Genomic DNA, 20,316 nt, shown 5'->3' on the forward strand with positions numbered 1-20,316 from the left:
GCCCGCCCAGAATCCAGGAGCACGCTACCCGTGGACATACCGCCGCCGCCCGGCCCGTACGCGCCTCCTCCCGGGCAGCAGGGGGTTTGGGGTCAGGCCGGGCCGCCGCCCGGGCAGGTTCCGTACCAGCCGTGGCCCGGCCCGTACTCCCCCTACTCCCGGCCGCCGGTGAACGGCTTCGCCATCGCCTCCCTGGTCCTCGGCATCCTCTGCTTCCTGCCCGGCGTCGGCCTGGTGTTCGGCCTGGTCGCGCTCGCACAGATCAAGAAGAAGGGTGAGCGCGGCAAGGGGCTGGCGATCGCGGGCAGCATCGTCTCGGTGGTCGGTCTGCTGCTGCTCGTCCTCACCGTCGCCACGGGCGGCGCGCGCGATTTCGTGGAGGGTTTCCGTGACGCGGCGCGCGAGTCCCGGCAGGGCGCCGGCGGCTTCCCGGTCGACAAGGGCGGCTGCTTCGACGCCCCCGACGGAAGCATCGACTCCATGAGGTACGCGTTCCAGGTCGAGGAGGTCCCGTGCGCGGGGCGCCACGACGGTGAGGTCTTCGGGTCGTTCCGCCTGAACGACGCGCGCTATCCGGGGCAGGACGCGGTCGCCGAGCTCGCCCGGAGCAGGTGCACCGACCTCCAGTACGGCTACACCGGCGGCAACGGCGACGGCAACGGCAACGGCAACGGCGACGGCAACGGTGACGGGCTCGGTGCAGGCGCCGCCGAGATCTACTACTTCATGCCCGACCGGACCACCTGGCGCCAGGGCGACCGCCACGTGACGTGCATCTTCGGCGCCGTGGATCCGGAGCATCCGCTCACCGGTTCCCTGCGCCGCGGCGCGTCGGCGTCGGGCGGCGGCTCCGAAGAGCGCGTGTAGGACCTGAGACGCTTCCTCAATACCCTTGGCTGCTCGCCATATCCGCGGAAAGGCCCTGCGTAAAGACTTGCAGGGGCAGACTTCATCACTTCGGGTGATTCCTTGGCCTTGGGTTGCGTCCAACAACCCACGGTTGCCACGCTGTTGCTGTCTGTCAACCTGATGGGAGTGGCTAGTGACTTTCGGTGAGCAGCCGGCGTATCTGCGCGTCGCGGGTGATCTCCGCAAGAAGATCGTCGACGGTTCGCTGCCGCCGCACACCCGACTCCCCTCGCAGGCCAGGATCCGCGAGGAGTACGGGGTCTCCGACACGGTCGCCCTGGAGGCGCGCAAGGTCCTGATGGCCGAGGGGCTCGTCGAGGGCCGCTCCGGGTCCGGCACGTACGTACGGGAGCGCCCGGTCCCGCGCCGCATCGCCCGCACCGGATATCGCGCGGTGAACGGCGGTTCGACCCCCTTCCGTCAGGAGCAGGCCGCCGACAGCGCGCGCGGCACCTGGGAGTCCCGCAGTGAGCAGATCGAGGCGAGCGCCGCGGTCGCCGAGCGGCTCGCCGTCCGGCCGGGCGACCGCGTGATGTGTACGAAGTACGTGTTCCGGGACGCGGGCGAGGCCATGATGCTCTCCACCTCCTGGGAGCCCCTCGCCGTCACCGGCCGCACCCCCGTGATGCTCCCCGAGGAGGGCCCGCTCGGCGGCTGTGGAGTGGTGGAGCGGATGGCGGCCATCGACGTGATCGTGGACAACGTCGCGGAGGAGGTCGGCGCCCGCCCCGGCCTGGCGGAGGAGCTCAACGCGCTCGGTGGCGTCCCCGGCCATGTGGTCATCGTCGTCCACCGGACGTACTACGCGTCGGGCCGCCCGGTCGAGACGGCCGACGTCGTGGTGCCCGCCGACCGCTATCGGATCGCGTACCACCTGCCGGTGAAGTGACCGAGCCCGCCTGCTTGCCGGTGAAGTGAGCCGCCCGTCGCGTGGGCGTGCGGTCGACGGGGGCGCACTCATGGAGTGCGCCCCTGTGTGATGACCGGGTCCTGGCCGATAGCGGACCCCACGCGTACCTCTTTGTGCAAAGCCGTATCCGCTGAGTAAAGGTCGGGCGTAGGCTCGGGCATATGCGTATTGCGGTTTCCTTACTGATCGAGGCGTGGGGCGCGCCGGGGGTGGCGAGCGGAGGGGCGCGATGAATGACGGGACGGGCCTGCTGCCCTGGTTCGTGATACGGCAGGACGGCGACGGCAACCGCTATCGCGTGGGCAGGTACGCGACGAAGGCCGAGGCCCAGCGGATCGCGGACAGCCTCGACGACCGCGGTCACCGACAGCTCTACTCCATCGAGCGGATGAGCCAGAACGGCAGCGGCCGCTGAGCCGGACGCCTGCCGCCGCCGCGTCCGCTGGGGGTACGGCCTAGGCTCCGGCACATGAACGAATGCGATGTGCCGGTCGGACGCGAGGTGCCGGACGAGCGCGGCACGGCGGATGAACGCGTCGTGGTGGGTGCCGCCCTGTACGACGAAGGGCGCCTGCTCGCCGCACGGCGCAGCGCGCCGCCCGAACTCGCGGGCGGCTGGGAGCTGCCCGGCGGCAAGGTCGAGCCCGGCGAGCGGTGCGAGGACGCGCTGGTGCGCGAGCTCCGCGAGGAATTGGGTGTCGAGACCGAACTGACCGGCCGCGTGCCCGGCCAGTGGCCGCTCTCCAAGGGGTACGTCCTTCGGGTATGGACGGCTCGGCTCGTCTCGGGCGAACCGCGGCCCCTTGAGGACCACGACGAGCTGCGCTGGCTCGCTCCTGACGCCGTCTGGTCGGTCGACTGGCTGACCGCGGACGTACCCGCCGTCACGGCGGCGCTCGCTCGGCCGCACGCCGCGCACTGACCCCGCCTACGCCGTTCGTGCCACAGTGCGTCGGAGTACGCGGTAAGCCGACCTGGATACCGGGTATGTGCCCATTAACCCCATGAAACCGGACAGGTTCAGCTACTGGTCTGGAAGTGATCGGCGTGATCGACACCGAAGGCGACTGCGCCGAGTGGGCCTTTCCCGCGGACCCCGGCGCGGTCCGCACCGCACGAGCCGTCGTCCGCAAACAGCTCGCCGACTGGGGCCTCGCGCCCCTCGGCGACGTCACCGTGCTGCTCGTCAGCGAGCTGGTGACCAATGCGCTGCGCCATGCCTCCGGGCCCATCGGCGTACGTCTCGTACGTCCCCCGAACCCCACAGGAACGCTCCTCGTGGAGGTGTCCGACCCCCTCCCCGACCCGCCCCTCGAACGGATGGCCGCACCCGACGACGAGGGGGGACGCGGCCTTCAGCTGGTCTCCCGCTCGTCGCGGCGCTGGGGGACACGGTCCGGTCGAACGGGCAGGACGGGGAAGACGGTGTGGTTCGAGCTGGCCCTGCCGGGTTAGAAGACTGGCAGTGTGCGACAGCCGTCCGGCACAAGGGCGGCACGGGCCAAAAAGCGTCGAGTCCGTGCTGTGATCGTGAACGCCGTGTGGCGCGGCACCGTAGTGCTGGATACTGCGGTCAGCCGTATGCGGTGACCGGTGCCGGGCGCGGTGAGCTGGAGGGGACGGTTCGCGTGAGCGAGATACCAGCGAAGGCGACGGAGCACGACGGGCCGTCGGGCGACGCGAGAAACCATGGGGGCACGGATGCCCATGGGGCCGCGGATGCCTATGAGGCCGCGGATGACGCGACGGGCGACGGTCCGGTCGGCAGCGGTTCGTACGTCGGCGGTTCGTACGGCGGCGGTTCGTACGGCGACGGCGGCGGCGATGTGCCGATGGACGAGACATGGCAGAGCAACCCACCCGGTTCGATCTACGACTACATCAAGGTCGCCTCGTTCTCGATCGGCCCCGACGGACTGGTCGACCAGTGGAGCGTGCGCGCCGAGCGGCTGTTCGGCGTGGCCGCGCGGGACGCCGTGGGCAAGGACCCCATCGAGGCCTTCGTACCGCCGGAGCTGCGCGCCGGGGGACACCGCAAGATGGCCGAGATCCTCGACGGACGGGAGTGGACGGGTGTCGTCCCCTTCCGCGTGCCGGAGGGCTCCGAGGACTTTCCCGCACCCGGCGGCGCGCCGTCCGGCGGCGGTTCCGGTGGCGGTTCCGGCGGCCTCGAGGGCGTCGCCGAGGTCTATGTCATGCCGACCGAGACGGAGGACGGCGAGCGGGCCGCGGTCTGCATCGTCGTCGACGTCCGCGCGCTCCGGCAGATCGAGACGGACCTCGCGGCCTCACAGGCCATTTTCGGCCAATCACCCTTCGGTTTCCTGCTGTTCGGCACCGACCTGAAGGTGCAGCGAGCCAACCGCCGGTTCGCCGACGTGTTCGGCGGCGGCATCGAGGACCAGCGCGGCCGCACCGTCCACGACTATCTCCCGCGCCACGAGGCCGACCGCATGGCCGCCGCCATGAAACGCGTCCTTGAGACCGGCGATTCCGTGACGGACATGCAGATAGTGGGCCCCGTGCCAGGCGGCACCGAGCGCAGGCACTGGTCGATCAACCTCTACCGCGTGCACAGCGGTTCGGGCCGCCCCATCGGCGTCGCGGGCCTCGGCACCGACGTCACCCGCCGGCACGCCGCCGCCCGCGAGGCCGCCCACGCGCGGCGCAATCTGGCCCTCCTGAACGAGGCGGGCGCCCGCATCGGCAACTCCCTCGACCTGGAGACCACCGCCAGGGAACTGCTCGACGTCGCCGTCCCCGGCTTCTGCGACCTCGCGTCCGTCGACCTCTACCAAGGCCTCCTCGACGGTGACGAGACGCCGCCGGGGCTCGCCGACGGCAGCGCGGACCTGCGTCGGGTGGCCTTCGCGAGCGCCGTCGCCGACGCCCCGTTCCCCGCGGGCACCGGGCCCGTCGACGTCGGTGCCGTGCACCGCTTCGCCTTCACCTCGCCCTGCGCCGACGCCCTGCGCGGCGCCCGCCCCCGGCTGATCACCGCGGACGACGACGATTCGGCGAGCCGGCGCACCGGCGGCCTCGTCCAGTCGACGCTCGCCGTGCCGATGGTCGCCCACGACACGGTGGTCGGCCTCGCCCAGTTCTCCCGTACGAAGGGCAGCGAGCCCTTCGGCGAACGCGACCGGGCGCTCGCCGTCGAACTGGCCGCGCGCGCCGCCGTCTGCATCGACAACGCCCGCCTGTACCGCCGCGAGCACGAACGCGCGCTGATACTGCAACGGTCCCTGCTGCCGCCCGGCGACCCCGAGGCGTCCGGCCTCGACATCGCCTGCCGCTACCTGCCGGGCAACGCCGCGACGGAAGTCGGCGGCGACTGGTTCGACGTCATCGAGCTGCCGGGCCACCGCACGGCCCTGGTGGTCGGCGACGTCATGGGCCGCGGCCTGCGCGCCGCCGTCGCCATGGGGGAACTGCGCACCGCCGTGCGCACCCTGGCACTCCTCGACCTGGAGCCCGCCGAGGTGCTCTCCGCCCTGGACGAGATCGCCAGCGGCCTCGGTAACCCGGCAGGACCCCAGCAGGCCTCCCGCGCGGCGCGCAAGGCGGCGGACGCGGACCTCGGCGAGGTCTACCTCGCCACCTGTGTGTACGCGGTCTACGATGCCGTCACCCGCCGCTGCACCTTCGCCAACGCCGGCCATCTGCCGCCCGTCCTCGTGGAGCCCGGCGAGAGCGCGCTCATGCTCGACGTGCCGCCGGGCATGCCGCTCGGCGTCGGCGGCGAGCCCTTCGAGGACGTCCAGGTCGAACTCCCCGAGGGCGCCCTCCTCGCGCTCTACACCGACGGCCTCGTGGAATCCCGCCACCACCCGCTCGACGAGGGCCTCAACGCGTTGGTCAGCTCGCTCAACGACGCGCCGCCCGTCCTGGAGGACGTCTGCGACCACGTCCTGAACACGCTGGACACCCACCACGGGGAGGACGACATCGCCCTCCTCATGGCACGCGTCCAGGGCCTGCCCGCCGAGCACGTGGGCGACTGGACGCTGCCGCGTGAGCCGCAGTCGGTCGGCCGCGCCCGCGAACTGGCCTGCGACCAGCTGCGCTCCTGGGATCTCGACCGGCTCTGCGACACGGCGGAGCTGCTGGTCAGCGAACTCGTCACCAATGCCCTGCGGTACGGCGAGGGCGACATCCGGCTACGCCTGCTGCTCGACCGCACGCTGGTGTGCGAGGTGTGGGACGGCGGCTTCGTCCAGCCACGCCGCCGCCGGGCCAGGGACACCGACGAGGGCGGGCGCGGACTCCAACTGGTCGGACTGCTCAGCGCGGCGTGGGGTTCGCGCAGGACACCGCACGGCAAAACCGTGTGGTTCGAACTCGCGCTGCCGGGGGAGTCGGAGCCGATGGACGCGGCGGAGGCGCTGCTCAGCCTGTTCTGAGGGATGAGGAGGGAGAGGTGAGGAGGGAGGGGTGAGGTGGGGGTGTGAGGTGGGATGCCTGTGGTCTGGGGTCGCCTGAGGGCTGACGGCAGACGCGGGTGCCTCTCCTCGGACCGCGTCTCCCGGACGTCGGTGTGCCGGGACGCGTCCGTCATCCGGTTCTGCTCCCCGGCGGCCTTCGCCCGCGCCACCGACGGGTCGCCCCTTCGGTCTGCGGCGCGTTCTTCTCCAGGGCGCGCAGCCGGTCGAGGCCCGCGCTCGCGGCGTCCAGGCGGTGGCCCGCGTCCGTGCACCGGGCGGCGATCTCGCCCAGCATGCGGCGCCTGGTCGGATCGTCCTCAGGGAACGCGTCGTCGAGCTTTTGCCGCAGCCGGAACGCCGCCGCCAGCTCGGCCTGCGCGTACGCGAGGGCCTCACCGAAGGGTCTGACCGCCTCCTCGCCGAACCTGGCGACAGCGGAACCTAGATCCTCGGCGCCGGTGCGGACCGCGGCCTCGGTCTCCACGAGAAGCAGGCGGGCCTCCTCGTCGAGCTCGGGGAGCGGGACGAGGCCGGGGCCGGGGCCGGGGCCGCCGGTATCGCCGCCCGCCCGCTGGCCCCGTCCGCCGCCGGGCGTCGTACGGGTGGCGACGCGCTTCCTGCGCCGCTTGCAGGTGACCGCCGCGGCGATCCCGGCCGCGCACGCCACCGCCACGGGGAGCACGAGGTCGCCGTTCATGGAACCGCCCGCGCCGCCCGCGCCGCCCGCGCCGTTCCTACCACCCTTGCCGCTCATGCCACCCGGGTCGGCCGAACCGGGGGTGATCGACGGGCTGGGAACCGGAGCGTCGGCGAGCATCGAGCGATAGTGGGTGACCACGTCCCGGAGCTGCGCGTCGCTGAGGTGCGCGGCGCTGAGCCGCGCATCGTCGCCCATGGCGGTGGCGTACGCCCAACGCTGCGCGGAGCGGCCGGTGAAGTCGTGCGCGCAGACCACGAAGAGCTGCGCACCGCGGTCGTCGTGGAGCCGGTCGAGCGCCCGCTCGACGGCGCACTCGTGGTCGCCGAGCGGGTCCGTCCGGTCGGTGACCTGCCCGGTACGTGAGAGCGTGACCGGCTCGTCCGCGACCGCGCCCGAGGGATACAGCACCGCGAACCCCCCGAGCAGCACGGCCGCCACGGCCCCTGCTGCCCTCGCGGCGACCGTGCGCGGGGGCGGCGTCACATTCCGGAGCGTAGGGCGGACCTCCCGTTCCCGCGACCTGGGAGGCGGGGTCCGCAGGGACGGTGAGCGCCGGGTGGCGGGTAGTGAGTGGCGGGAGGCGAGTGGTGAGTGCGAGGCCAGGGCCGGGGCCGGCTGTCGGTGCCGGGGACGGCTGCCGAAAGCCCAAGCCCCCCTCAGCAGCCGCAGGCAACGCCCCAGCGCGGCCGATCTCGCCCCACGAATCACCCCGCGAACTCCACCTCCGGATACCGCCCCGACGGCCCGTCGAGCAGGCCGTCGTCCGTTCCCCGCAGCCATCTGTCGAAGAACGCCGCCACATACGCCCGTTGCGCCGCCACCGCCCGTGCCGGGTCGACCGTGCCTATGTTCTGCTCCAGGACCTTTCCGGGCACGCCGGCCTGCGGCAGCAGCGCGGACAGGTCGGTGTACGTCTGGTGCAGCGAGCCGCGCAGCGTCAGGTTCCGCTTCCAGCCGGTGCTGTGGGACCAGAACGAGCGCCACGACGGCTCGGTCCTGCGGTCGTTGCCCGCCCGGCCCATGAGCAGGAACGGCCGGTCCAGGCCGTGCCGCGCGACCGGCATCAGGTTCGTGCCGTGGGGTTCGGAGTTGTACTCCAACGTGCCGTCCAGGTCGATTCCGGCCGTGACCCGCCGGTCCTCGTACATCGTCTCGGCCGCGGCGATCCCGCCCGCCGACTGGCCGAACATGCCCACGCGATGGCGATCGACGATCCGGGAGAGGCCGTGCGGCAGTGAGCCGAGGCGGTCGAGGACGAACCGGGAGTCGGCGACCCGGGTGTCGAGGGTCCGCTTCAGGAGCTTTGGAAGGGTGTTGTTCTTCTGCGCCTCCGCCAGCGCCTTGCGGAGCGGTCCGTCGTCCTTGACCGAGCCGTCGGGGAACTGCACCCCGGGGTTCTCATAGGTGTGGTCGACGGTCACCACGACATAGCCGCGGCTCGCCATCTCCTCGACCAGGGCGGTGCCCCAGGTGCGCGGGTCGCCCGCGCCCGCCGCGTACACCAGGACGGGGCGCCGCCCGTCGCCGGTGTCCGCGGGCGCTCCCTGCCGGGCGTGTGTGCGCAGGGCGGCGAAGTCGATCGCGCCCCGGGGGATTCCGTGCGGTGCGGTGGCGTCCCAGCGAGCTGCGGCGCCCGGCTCCATGTAGCGGGCGCGGCGGTGCCCGGAGCCCGCGTGGTCAGGCGCCGCCGGGTACCAGACGCTGATCATCAGCTCTCTGTACGGCTGCGAGCGCACCCATGGGTCGTGCCGGGAACGGTCGACGAGCCGGGCCGAGACGGTGCCGATGTCGTGCGGCCCGGTGGGCGCGGGCAGGTGGACCGCGGTGGCGGGGGCGGTGGCGGACGCGCTGGGCGCGGAGGCGGACGCGGGGAGAGCCCCCGCGGTCGTCGCGAGCCCCGCGACCGCGAGCCCGACCAGTGAACGGCGGGTCAATGAACGGCGGGTCAGTGAACGGCGGGTCAGTGAACGGCGGGTCAGTGAACGGCGAGCCACGGAAACACGAGAAGTCATGCCTCCATGCTGATCGTCACCGACCCCCCGCGACCATGGGGGAAATCATGGAAATCCCACCTGGGGGATTACCCCCAGAGGCCCCGGCCCCGGCCCCGGCCCCGGCCCCGGCCCCGGCCCCGGCCCGGGCCCCGGCCCGGGCCCCGCCCCGATCCGCCCCCCCCGTTACGCGCAGCTACCCCGCTACTCCGCCCGCCGCCGAATCTTGTCCCCCAGCCACACCAGCGGATCGTACTTGCGGTCAACCGCCCGTTCCTTCAGGGGAATCAGCGCATTGTCCGTGATCTTGATGCCCTCGGGGCACACCTCCGTGCAGCACTTGGTGATGTTGCAGTAGCCGAGCCCGTGCTCGTCCTGTGCCGTCCGCTTGCGGTCGAGGCCGGACTCCGCCGCCGCGTCCAGTGGGTGCATGTCCAGCTCGGCGACGCGCATCAGGAAGCGCGGCCCGGCGAAGGCCGTCTTGTTCTCCTCGTGGTCGCGCACCACGTGGCACGTGTCCTGGCACAGGAAGCACTCGATGCACTTGCGGAACTCCTGCGGGCGGTCCACGTCCTCCTGTTGCATGCGGTACTCGCCGGGACCGAGATCCGCGGGCGGCACGAACGCCGGGACCTCGCGCGCCTTCGTGTAGTTGAAGCCGACGTCCGTGACCAGGTCCCGCACCACGGGGAACGCCCGCAGCGGCGTCACCGTGATCACCTCGTCGGGGTCGAAGACCGACATCCGCGTCATGCACATCAGCCGCGGCCGGCCGTTGATCTCCGCCGAGCACGAACCGCACTTGCCCGCCTTGCAGTTCCAGCGCACGGCCAGATCGGGCGCCTGGGTGGCCTGGAGCCGGTGGATGATGTCGAGCACCACTTCGCCCTCGTTGACCTCGACCTTGAAGTCCTCCAGGTCGCCGCCGCCGAGATCCCCGCGCCAGACCTTGAACCGCGCGTCGTACGAACTCATTCGTACAGCTCCTCTTCAGCCAGGTACTTGACCAGCTCCTCCTTCTCGAAGAGGGCGAGCAGGTCGGGGCGGATGGGCTCGGTCTCCGTGCGGACCAGGTCGATCTGGCCGCGTACGGAATCGGTGGCGGCCAACCCCTCGGTGGGGTCGGCGAGTTGGCAGAGCAGGTTGACGCGGCGCCACTCGCGGCTCATCGCCGGGTGGTCCTCGCGGGTGTGGCCGCCGCGGCTCTCGGTGCGCTCCAGGGCGGCCCGCGCGACGCACTCGCTGACCAGGAGCATGTTGCGCAGGTCGAGGGCGAGGTGCCAGCCGGGGTTGAACTGGCGGTGGCCCTCGACACCGGCCCGTCGCGCCCGGACCCGCAGCTCCGCCAGCTTCTCCAGGGCCTGTGCCATCTCGGCCTCGCGGCGGATGATGCCGACCAGGTCGTTCATCGTCTGCTGCAGTTCCTGATGGAGGGCGTACGGATTCTCCGGCGTCGCCCCGTCCTGCGGGCCCTCCGCGCTGAACGGCCGCAGCGCTTCGGCGGCCGCCGTGTCGATCTGCACCTCGTCCACGGGTGGCCGGGCGGCGAGTCCCGCGGCGTACCGGGCCGCGTGCAGGCCCGCGCGCCGCCCGAAGACCAGCAGGTCTGAGAGGGAGTTGCCGCCCAGCCGGTTGGAGCCGTGCATGCCGCCCGCGACCTCGCCCGCGGCGTAGAGCCCGGCGACGCGGCGCGCGGCGGCGGTGTCGGAGTCGACCGCGATGCCGCCCATCACGTAGTGACAGGTCGGGCCGACCTCCATCGCCTCGGCGGTGATGTCGACGTCCGCAAGCTCCTTGAACTGGTGGTACATGGAAGGCAGCCGGCGCTTGATGACCTCGGCCGGCATGCGCGTGGAGACGTCGAGGAACACTCCGCCGTGCGGGGATCCTCGGCCCGCCTTGACCTCGGAGTTGATGGCCCGCGCGACCTCGTCACGGGGGAGGAGTTCGGGAGGACGGCGGTTGTGGTCCGGGTCGTCGTACCACCGGTCGCCCTCGTCCTCCGACTGCGCGTACTTCTCCTTGAAGACGTCGGGCACGTAGTCGAACATGAACCGCTTGCCCTCGGAGTTGCGGAGCACCCCGCCGTCGCCGCGCACTGACTCGGTGACGAGGATGCCCTTGACCGACGGCGGCCAGACCATGCCCGTCGGGTGGAACTGCACGAACTCCATGTTGAGCAGCGGAGCACCGGCGAGCAGCGCGAGCGCGTGCCCGTCGCCCGTGTACTCCCACGAGTTCGACGTCACCTTGAAGGACTTGCCGATGCCGCCGGTCGCAAGGACCACGGCAGGTGCCTCGAGGACGAAGAAGCGGCCGGACTCGCGGTCGTAGCAGAAGGTCCCGCAGACCCGGCCGCCCTCGGCGAGGCCGCCGTCCTCCTCCTTCAGGACTCGGGTGACCGTGCACTCCTGGAAGACCTTCAGGCGGGCCTCGTAGTCCCCGAACTCCTTGTAGTCCTCCTGTTGCAGCGAGACGATCTTCTGCTGGAGCGTGCGGATGAGTTCCAGGCCGGTGCGGTCGCCGACGTGGGCGAGGCGCGGGTACTCGTGTCCGCCGAAGTTGCGCTGCGAGATGCGTCCGTCCGGGGTGCGGTCGAAGAGGGCGCCCCAGGTCTCCAGCTCCCACACGCGGTCCGGTGCCTCGCGGGCGTGCAGTTCGGCCATGCGCCACTGGTTGAGGAACTTGCCGCCGCGCAGCGTGTCGCGGAAGTGGACCTGCCAGTTGTCGCCGGAGTTCACATTGCCCATGGAGGCGGCGATGCCGCCCTCGGCCATCACCGTGTGGGCCTTGCCGAACAGCGACTTGCAGATCACGGCCGTACGGGCGCCCTGCTCACGCGCCTCGATGGCGGCCCGCAGACCCGCGCCCCCGGCCCCCACCACGACGACGTCCCACTGCTGCCGCTCCACTTGAGACATTCCGAGGGTCCTGTCCGTTAGAAGTAGTGCGAAGAAGTAGCGCGAAGAAGTAGTGCGTAGAAGTCGCGCGGATCGTCTAGAAGAAGCGCGGATCGTCGAAGGCGCCGCTCGCGACCAGGTAGACGTAGAGGTCGGCGAGCGCCACGCTCGCCAGTGACGTCCAGGCGAGCAGCATGTGACGACTGGTCAGCTTGCCCGTCCACTGCCACAGGCGGTACCGCACCGGGTGCTTGGAGAAGTGCTTGAGCTTGCCGCCGATGACATGGCGGCAGGAGTGGCAGGAGAGCGTGTAGATCCAGATCAGTACGACGTTGACGAGGAGGACGAGCGTGCCGAGGCCCATGTGGCCCCACTCGTAGTGCTCGTCGCGGAAGCCCAGGACGGTGTCGTACGTGAGGATGCCCGCCACCGGCACGGCGGCGTAGAAGAAGTACCGGTGGATGTTCTGCAGGATCAGCGGGAAGCGGGTCTCGCCCGTGTACTTCTTGTGCGGCTCGGCGACCGCGCAGGCCGGCGGTGACGCCCAGAAGCCGCGGTAGTAGGCCTTGCGGTAGTAGTAGCAGGTCAGCCGGAAGCCGAGCGGGAAGATCAGGATGAGCACCGAGGGGGAGAGGCCCCACCAGCTGCCGAAGATCTCCCAGTTGGGGCCGGAGCGCATGGGCTCGCAGTTCTCGGCGACGCACGGCGAGTAGAACGGCGAGACGTAGGGCGCCGCGTAGTAGTCGGCGTTGGCGAACGCCCGCCAGGTCGAGTAGACGACGAAGGCGAGCAGTCCGGCGGCGGTCGCCGCGGGCGCCAGCCACCAGCGGTCGGTGCGCAGATGGGCAGCGGTGATGGCGGCGCGCGTGCCGTCGCGCACGCCGCCGCCGGGGGCCGTTCCGCTCTTCGGTTGGGGTTCCGTGCCGGTGGCCAACGAGGCTCCACTCCTTCGTCCTCGGGTCGGGGAGAGGCTCTGCGAGTGCGTGCGTGCGGCGTGCGGAGGGCGGTGCGGGGCGGACGGGAACGGAGGTCAGGGCGCGCGGCGGTCGCAGCCGCCCAGGCCCTCGTCGTCGAGGTCCCCGGAGTCCGCCCACAGGGAGCTGTCGTACGGCGCGTCGGGGATGGTCACGAATTCGCGTGGAAGCGGTTCGGTGCGGGGTGCCGGTGGCAGGGCGGAGGCGCGCAGCAGGGCCACGCTCTCGCGCAGGTGGTCGGTGTCCGTACGCACCCGGCGTACGTCGACACCCGTCAGCTGTCCGTCGGCCTGCTGCTCCAGCCTGCCGACCGTGCGGACCAGGTCGTCCACACATCGTTGTACGGCCGTCAATTCGTCGTGCAGAGCCATTACTTGCCCTCACTTCGGGGGTGCGGTGGCAACGCTCATGCGCCTGCGAGTGTCGCGCGCCACATCCCGGCTTGTGAAGAGATCTGCACCGATTACCGGATCGGGAGCGGTGAACGCGCCGGATCACGCGCCTGTCCCGGTGGCCGCGACCGACGGCGTACCCCGTCGTCGCGTTGGGCCGCACGAGTGGCAAACGCGCGCCCCCCGTCGTGCCTCCCCCGCAGTACGGGTCCCGTCCCCTTCAGTGGGGCGATAGATGTGATCAGCACCATATACCGCCAAACGTGATCAAACCCGGCGCGGTCCCGGTAGCGGGCGGCCGGGCGAGCCCCGGACCCCGGAGGTACCAGCCATGTCCCACGACCGCGTCAGAGCCTCATCTGTCGTGTTCCTCGCGACGGGGGTGCTGATTCTGCCCGCCCTCGCCGGCTGCAGCTCGAACGACGAGGCGGGCCGGCCGACCGCGGGCCAGGACGTCGCTCCCGCCGCCCGGGACCTGGTCGCCGACGGCGGAACCGTGAACTGGGCGGTCGACGCGCTGCCCGAGACGCTCAATTCCTTCCAGTCCGACGCCGACGAGGCGACCTCACGGGTGGCGGGCGCCGTCCTGCCGTCCCTGTTCCGGCTCGACGCGCAGGGCAGGGCGCAGCGCAACGGCGACTTCCTGGAGTCCGCGGAGGTCGTCGAGCGCGAGCCGCAGCAGGTCGTCCTGTACAAGCTCAACCAGCAGGCGGTCTGGAGCGACGGCCGCGAGATCGGCGCCGACGACTTCGCCGCGCAGTGGCGGGCCCTCTCCGGCAAGGACACCGCGTACTGGACGGCGCGGAACGCCGGTTACGACCGCATCCAGAAGATCGAGCGCGGCGCGAACAACCTCCAGGTGCGGGTCACCTTCGCCAAGCCGTACGCGGACTGGCGCTCCCTCTTCTCGCCGCTGTACCCGAAGCAGGTCATGGGCACCCCGGACTCCTTCAACGACGGCGCGCGCCGCAAGCTGAAGGCGACCGCCGGCCCCTTCGCCCTCGCGGACATCGACCGCAAGGCCGGTGATGTGACGCTGACGCGCAACCCGCGCTGGTGGGGCCGTCCGGCCAAGCTCGACAGGATCGTGCTGCGCGAGGTGAAGCGCGCCGAGCGGGCCGGGGCGCTCGCCCAGGGCAAGGTCGACCTCGCCGCGGTCGATCCGGCGGCGGCGGAACGTATCTCCCTGGCCGCCCGGGACAAGGGCGCCCAGGGCCCGCCCGCGCACGGCCCCGCCGCCGCGCTGACCCCCGCCAAGGCGCTGCGCTCCTGGGCCGTCGCCCACGGCTCCGACGCGGAGGCCGCCGGCGCGGAGAGAGCGGCCCGCGCCAAGACCCGCAAGGCCGTCAAGAAGTACGTGGCCGAACAGGACGGGCTGCGGGGCTACGTGGTCCGCAAGTCCCTGGAGCCCGCCTACACCCAGCTGGCCCTCAACGGTTCCGAGGGCCCGCTCGCCGACGACCGCGTGCGCCGCGCGGTGGCCCGCGCCCTCGACCGCGAGGAACTCGCCAAGGCCGTCCTCAAGCCGCTCGGCCTGCCCGCCGTGCCGGTCGGCAGCCATCTCGCCCTCGCCGGGCAGCAGGCGTACGCGGACAACAGCGGGGCGCTCGGCGAGCAGGACACCGCCGAGGCGCGGGCGCTGCTCGCGGACGCGGGCTGGACGCCGGGCGCGCTGCTGAAGGGGAAGAAGGAGAAGGAGAAGGGGCCGAAGACGGCGGGCGGCGAGGCCGGTGCGAAGAAGTCGGAGGCGGACTCGGGCAAGGACTCGTCGGACGACGGCACGTACATCGTCGGCGAGGACGACGGCAAGCCCGTCGACACCGGCACCACGGTGCTCGCCCCGGCGCCCGCGGCCGCCTACCAGCGGGCCGCCCTGAACCGGCAGGCCGACGTCCTCGCGGCGCCCGGCGAGACCGACAAGGAGAAGAAGAAGGAGCCGGGCGACCAGCCCAAGCACAGCGACAAGCGGGCCAAGGCCAAGGCGGGTGGCAGGGACCAGGCCAAGGGCGGTGCCCCGGGCGCGTACGCCCCCAAGGGCACCGCGGCCCCCAAGGGAGCCACCGGTGTCGCGGCGGGCCCGCTCGCCAAGGACGGCAAGCCCCTCACCCTGCGCTTCGTGCTGCCCTCCGGGGACGGCTCGGAGCCGCTGCGCGCGGTGGCCGACCGGATCTCGCGGATGCTGGAGAGGATCGGCGTGCGCACGGAGACCTCGAAGGTCTCCGACGCCAGCTACTTCAAGGACCACATCGCGTCCGGCCAGTACGACCTAGCCCTGTACTCCTGGCCCGCTTCGGCCTTCCCCGCCACCGACGCCCGGCCGATCTTCGCCAAGCCGGTCCCGGCCGCGGACGGTTCGCTGAACGTCGAGCAGAACTACACGCGCGTCGGCACCGACCACATCGACCAGCTCTTCGACCAGGCGGTCTCCGAGCTCGATGAAGAAACGTCACGCTCCCTGGTCAAGAAGGCCGACGCCCGGATCTGGGCCGAGGCCGGGTCCATTCCGCTCTACCAGCGTCCCCAGCTGATGGCGGCCCGCCCGAACCTGGCGAACGCCGGAGCGTTCGGCTTCCAGTCCCCGCAGTACGAGGACATCGGCTTCCTGAAGCCGGGCACGAAGCCGCCGGGACTGCCGGCCGCCGAGTAGCGAGCGGGCCACCAACCGGCACAAGCAGCACAAGCCGCCCGTGGACACCCCTCGCCGAGGGCGCGTCTGCTCAGATTCCGCTCAACTCTCTTGCCCGCCGGCCGCCCCGGCGGGCAAGCTCGTATCCACCCATTGACCTGCTGTTTCGTTGAAGTTCCCCCACCTTTGGCAGCCCCCGCGACGCCCCCGCGGAGGCTGCCTCCGCGGAAGGCCCGTAGACTGGGGTGAGGCCGTGGCGTGTCCAGCCCGGCAGGGTTCGCGTACTTCAGAGGTGCGTGCGACCATCCACTCACTCCAGGAGTACGCCGCACTATGGCCACGCGCCACGACATCCGTAACGTCGCCATCGTCGCTCACGTCGACCACGGCAAGACGACCATCGTCGACGCCATGCTCAAGCAGGCCGGTTCCTTCGCCGCGCACGCCGCAGAGTCCCTCGACGACCGCATGATGGACTCGAACGACCTGGAGCGTGAGAAGGGCATCACGATCCTCGCCAAGAACACGGCGGTGAAGTATCACCCCAAGGACGGCGGGGACCCGATCACGATCAACATCATCGACACCCCCGGCCACGCCGATTTCGGTGGCGAGGTCGAGCGCGGTCTGTCGATGGTGGACGCGGTCGTCCTGCTGGTCGACGCCTCCGAGGGCCCGCTGCCGCAGACCCGCTTCGTGCTCCGCAAGGCCCTCCAGCAGCGGCTGCCCGTCATCCTGTGCATCAACAAGACGGACCGCCCCGACTCGCGCATCGACGAGGTCGTCAACGAGACGTACGACCTCTTCCTCGACCTCGACGCGGACGAGGACCAGATCGAGTTCCCGATCGTCTACGCGTGCGGCCGTGACGGCGTCGCCTCGCTGACCAAGCCGGAGGACGGCACGGTTCCGGCGGACTCCACCAACCTGCAGCCGTTCTTCTCCACGATCCTGGAGCACGTCCCGGCCCCGACGTACGACGAGGCCGCGCCGCTGCAGGCGCACGTCACCAACCTCGACGCCGACAACTTCCTCGGCCGCATCGCGCTGCTCCGCGTCGAGCAGGGCGAGCTGCGCAAGGGCCAGACGGTCGCGTGGATCAAGCGCGACGGCACCATCGCCAACGTCCGCATCACCGAGCTGATGATGACCGAGGCGCTCACCCGCAAGCCGGCCGAGATGGCGGGCCCGGGTGACATCTGCGCGGTCGCCGGTATCCCCGACATCATGATCGGCGAGACCCTGGCCGACCCGGAGAACCCGATCGCGCTGCCGCTCATCACGGTCGACGAGCCGGCGATCTCCATGACCATCGGTACGAACACCTCGCCGCTGGTCGGCCGTGGCGGCACCGGCAAGGGCGCGGACGCCAAGTCCGCGGTCAAGGACCGCAAGGTCACCGCCCGCCAGGTGAAGGACCGCCTGGACCGCGAGCTGATCGGTAACGTCTCGCTGCGCGTCCTGGACACCGAGCGCCCCGACGCCTGGGAGGTGCAGGGCCGCGGTGAGCTGGCGCTCGCCATCCTCGTCGAGCAGATGCGCCGCGAGGGCTTCGAGATGACCATCGGCAAGCCGCAGGTCGTCACCCAGCAGATCGACGGCAAGACGCACGAGCCGGTCGAGCGCATGACCATCGACGTGCCCGAGGAGCACATGGGCGCGGTCACGCAGCTCATGGGCGTCCGCAAGGGCCGCATGGACAACATGTCGAACCACGGCTCCGGCTGGGTCCGCCTGGAGTTCGTCGTGCCGTCCCGCGGTCTGATCGGTTTCCGTACGGAGTTCCTGACGAGCACCCGCGGCACCGGCATCGCCCACTCCATCCACGAGGGCCACGAGCCGTGGTTCGGCGAGCTGAAGACCCGTAACAACGGCTCGCTGGTCGCCGACCGCGCGGGCACGGTCACCGCCTTCGCGATGACCAACCTCCAGGAGCGCGGCGTGCTCTTCACCGAGCCCGGCACCGAGGTGTACGAGGGCATGATCGTCGGTGAGAACTCGCGCGCCGACGACATGGACGTGAACATCACCAAGGAGAAGAAGCTCACCAATATGCGCTCGGCCGCCGCCGACTCCTTCGAGGCGATCGTGCCGCCGCGCAAGCTGTCCCTGGAGCAGTCCCTGGAGTTCTGCCGCGACGACGAGTGCGTCGAGGTGACCCCGGAGGCCGTGCGCATCCGCAAGGTCGTCCTGGACCAGAAGGAGCGCGGCCGCTCCGCGTCCCGCGCCAAGCACAACTGACACCGAGGACAACCGACACCAAGCACAACTGACCCGCTGAGGTAAGCAGTCAGGGGCAGTTCGCCGCTCACGAGGCCGATTTCCGCCGCTCCCGAGGGAGCAGGGGCGGAGGTCGGCCTCCGGCGTTTTCGCTGACGGTACGGTGTGGCCACGGCCCGTCAAGAGGTTCCCGGCAACCGGTTTTTGGCTGGAGAACGTCCGCTATCCGGACGTCACTGACCGTTAGATGTGTAACACGTCCGTTTCGCAACCATCTATCTCGGATCGGTTTGTCCGGATTTTGGAAGTTGTACGCGTCAGGTGTGATTGAACCGAGACCAAAAGGGTGTGGTCGACCGGTACCGCATGGCTAATAGTTGACCGCGTATAGCTCGGGTCAATGGGTCACGCGCTGTGGGGAGCGCCGACTCACGAGCACACTGGGGTACTCGATCTTCGCCGTCAGGGGTGTCGGCGTGGTTGCACGTACCCCCTCTTGCAGTGAACAAGTGGACTCATGAGGAGGAACCCATGCGTGGTGCCAAGAGCGCCAAGTGGGTCGCGTGCGCGATAACCGTCACTCTGGCGGCAACCGCCTGCGGCGGTGGCGGCAGCGACAGCAGTGACGACATGAACAAGGGCAAGCCTGACCCGAAGGGCATCGTCACCGCGCAGCTCAGCGAACCGCAGAACCCGCTGCAGCCGGCCAACGCCAAGGAGAGCCAGGGCAGCCGCGTGCTGCGCGCGGTCTTCGCGGGCCTGGTCGACTACAAGCCCGGTTCCGGCGAACTGGTCAACATCAACGCCGAGTCGGTGAAGCCGAACAAGGACTCCTCCGTCTGGACCGTCAAGCTCAAGCCGGGCTGGAAGTTCCACGATGGCACCCCGGTGACCTCCAAGTCCTACGTGGACTCCTGGAACTGGTCGGCCAACGTGTCGAACAACCAGACCAACTCCAGCTGGTTCGCCGACATCAAGGGCTACGAGGACGTCCACCCCGAGAAGGGCAAGCCCAAGTCCGACAAGATGTCGGGCCTGAAGGTCGTCGACGACAACACCTTCACCATCTCGCTCAACAGCCCCGTCTCGTACTTCGCGTACAAGCTCGGCTACGACGTGTGGGCGCCGCTTCCCGAGGCCTTCTTCAAGGACCCGAAGGCGTTCGGCCAGAAGCCCGTCGGCAACGGCCCCTACAAGTTCGTCTCGTGGGACCACAACAAGCTGATCAAGGTCCGTAAGTTCGACGGCTACAAGGGCCCGAACGCGGCGAAGAACGGCGGCATCGACTTCAAGAACTACACGACCGCCGACGCCGCCTACTCGGACCTGCGCTCGAACAACCTCGACTGGATCGAGCAGGTTCCGACCACCGCGCTGACCAACTACAAGCAGGACCTCGGCGACCGCGCGATCGACCAGGAGTACTCCGCGGTCCAGTCGATCGTCCCGGCGTTCTACTCCAAGCAGTTCAAGGACATCGACCCCAAGGTCATCCAGGGTCTGTCCATGGCGATCGACCGCGACACCATCACCAAGAAGGTGCTGCACGGCACGCGTACCCCGGCCGACTCCTTCGTCGCGCGCGGTGTGCTCGGCCACAAGGACGGCGCCCTCGGTGACGTCGCCAAGTTCGACCCGGCCAAGGCCAAGGCCCTCATCAAGGAGGGTGGCGGCGTCCCGGGCAACAAGATCTCGATCCAGTTCAACGCGGACCAGGACCACAAGCCGTGGGTCGACGCGGTGTGCAACAGCATCCGCAAGGCCGTCGGTGTCGAGTGTGTCGGCGCGTCCAAGCCGACCTTCCAGTCGGACCTGAACGCGCGTGACAACAAGCAGGTCAAGTCCATGTACCGCGGTGGCTGGGTGCTCGACTACCCCGTCAACTCGAACTTCATGCGCGACCTGTACGGCTCGAAGGCCGCCGGTAACACCAGCGGCTTCTCCAGCAAGAAGTTCGACGAGCTGAGCTCCAAGGCCGACAAGGCCGCCACGCTCGACGAGACCGTGAAGCTGTACCAGCAGGCGGAGCAGACTCTCGTCAAGGAGATGCCGGCCATCCCGCTGTGGTTCTACAAGGTCAACAGCGGTCAGTCGACCAACATCCTCGGCAAGATCCCCTACGGCCAGGACGGCGACCCCATCTTCACCGACGTTCAGGTGAAGCAGAAGTAAGCATCGGGACCGTCGTCGGGGGGGGGCCCCCCCCCCTGGGGGGCGGCGCCCCCCCCCCCCGCGCCGGGCCCGGACGCGACCACCCCCCCCCCCCCGTG

Annotated in this window: 15 protein-coding genes; 9 read left to right on the plus strand and 6 right to left on the minus strand. The window is 70.5% G+C overall.

What is annotated here, in order from left to right; genetic code table 11:
* Positions 1-30 precede the first annotated feature (30 nt).
* The 6 genes from ACFVYR_RS36195 to ACFVYR_RS36220 all read left to right on the plus strand — a co-directional run bounded on the left by ACFVYR_RS36195 (position 31) and on the right by ACFVYR_RS36220 (position 6,222).
* A complete protein-coding gene (locus tag ACFVYR_RS36195; protein ID WP_384262251.1) occupies positions 31-867 on the plus strand; it encodes a DUF4190 domain-containing protein in 837 nt (278 codons plus the stop codon).
* A gap of 175 nt (positions 868-1,042) precedes the next feature.
* The gene (locus ACFVYR_RS36200; RefSeq protein ID WP_384262253.1) at positions 1,043-1,798 is read left to right on the plus strand and encodes a GntR family transcriptional regulator; all 756 of its coding nucleotides are present in this window, start codon (positions 1,043-1,045) and stop codon (positions 1,796-1,798) included.
* Between the two features lie 250 nt (positions 1,799-2,048).
* A complete protein-coding gene (locus tag ACFVYR_RS36205) occupies positions 2,049-2,234 on the plus strand; it encodes an SPOR domain-containing protein (RefSeq protein ID WP_384262255.1) in 186 nt (61 codons plus the stop codon).
* 54 nt (positions 2,235-2,288) lie between these two features.
* Positions 2,289-2,741: a (deoxy)nucleoside triphosphate pyrophosphohydrolase gene (locus tag ACFVYR_RS36210; RefSeq protein WP_384262257.1), complete on the plus strand. Its 453-nt coding sequence runs from the start codon at positions 2,289-2,291 to the stop codon at positions 2,739-2,741.
* 116 nt (positions 2,742-2,857) lie between these two features.
* A complete protein-coding gene (locus ACFVYR_RS36215) occupies positions 2,858-3,274 on the plus strand; it encodes an ATP-binding protein (RefSeq protein ID WP_384262259.1) in 417 nt (138 codons plus the stop codon).
* 173 nt (positions 3,275-3,447) lie between these two features.
* Positions 3,448-6,222, plus strand: a complete 2,775-nt coding sequence (locus tag ACFVYR_RS36220) for a SpoIIE family protein phosphatase (protein WP_384262261.1) — start codon at positions 3,448-3,450, stop codon at positions 6,220-6,222.
* A 151-nt stretch (positions 6,223-6,373) separates the two neighbouring features.
* Here the strand turns inward: ACFVYR_RS36220 and ACFVYR_RS36225 are convergent, their stop codons facing one another.
* The 6 genes from ACFVYR_RS36225 to ACFVYR_RS36250 all read right to left on the minus strand — a co-directional run bounded on the left by ACFVYR_RS36225 (position 6,374) and on the right by ACFVYR_RS36250 (position 13,179).
* On the minus strand, positions 6,374-7,426 hold the full coding sequence (locus tag ACFVYR_RS36225; RefSeq protein ID WP_384262263.1) for a hypothetical protein: 1,053 nt from the start codon (positions 7,424-7,426) through the stop codon (positions 6,374-6,376).
* 221 nt (positions 7,427-7,647) lie between these two features.
* Positions 7,648-8,955 (minus strand): hypothetical protein, encoded by a 1,308-nt coding sequence (locus tag ACFVYR_RS36230; protein ID WP_384262265.1) that lies wholly within the window; start codon positions 8,953-8,955, stop codon positions 7,648-7,650.
* Positions 8,956-9,138: 183 nt separating this feature from the next.
* Positions 9,139-9,909 (minus strand): succinate dehydrogenase/fumarate reductase iron-sulfur subunit, encoded by a 771-nt coding sequence (locus tag ACFVYR_RS36235; protein WP_384262267.1) that lies wholly within the window; start codon positions 9,907-9,909, stop codon positions 9,139-9,141.
* Positions 9,906-11,855, minus strand: a complete 1,950-nt coding sequence (locus ACFVYR_RS36240) for a fumarate reductase/succinate dehydrogenase flavoprotein subunit (RefSeq protein ID WP_384262269.1) — start codon at positions 11,853-11,855, stop codon at positions 9,906-9,908. The genes ACFVYR_RS36235 and ACFVYR_RS36240 overlap by 4 nt, the downstream gene beginning before the upstream one ends.
* A 76-nt stretch (positions 11,856-11,931) precedes the next feature.
* Positions 11,932-12,768, minus strand: a complete 837-nt coding sequence (locus ACFVYR_RS36245; protein WP_384262271.1) for a hypothetical protein — start codon at positions 12,766-12,768, stop codon at positions 11,932-11,934.
* A 96-nt stretch (positions 12,769-12,864) separates the two neighbouring features.
* A complete protein-coding gene (locus ACFVYR_RS36250; RefSeq protein WP_384262274.1) occupies positions 12,865-13,179 on the minus strand; it encodes a hypothetical protein in 315 nt (104 codons plus the stop codon).
* A 352-nt stretch (positions 13,180-13,531) separates the two neighbouring features.
* On the opposite strand from ACFVYR_RS36250, the gene ACFVYR_RS36255 reads away from it, so the two are divergent.
* From ACFVYR_RS36255 to ACFVYR_RS36265, 3 genes are all read left to right on the plus strand, one after another.
* A complete protein-coding gene (locus ACFVYR_RS36255; protein ID WP_384262276.1) occupies positions 13,532-15,847 on the plus strand; it encodes an ABC transporter family substrate-binding protein in 2,316 nt (771 codons plus the stop codon).
* A gap of 312 nt (positions 15,848-16,159) precedes the next feature.
* Complete coding sequence (gene typA, locus ACFVYR_RS36260; RefSeq protein WP_384262279.1) at positions 16,160-18,067, plus strand: translational GTPase TypA; 1,908 nt, start codon at positions 16,160-16,162, stop codon at positions 18,065-18,067.
* 510 nt (positions 18,068-18,577) lie between these two features.
* Entirely contained in the window at positions 18,578-20,218 is a 1,641-nt protein-coding gene (locus ACFVYR_RS36265) for an ABC transporter substrate-binding protein (protein ID WP_384262281.1), read from the plus strand.
* Positions 20,219-20,316: the final 98 nt, after the last annotated feature.

The sequence above is a fragment of the Streptomyces sp. NPDC058284 genome (genome assembly GCF_042881135.1).
In the GTDB taxonomy this organism is placed as follows: Bacteria; Actinomycetota; Actinomycetes; order Streptomycetales; family Streptomycetaceae; genus Streptomyces.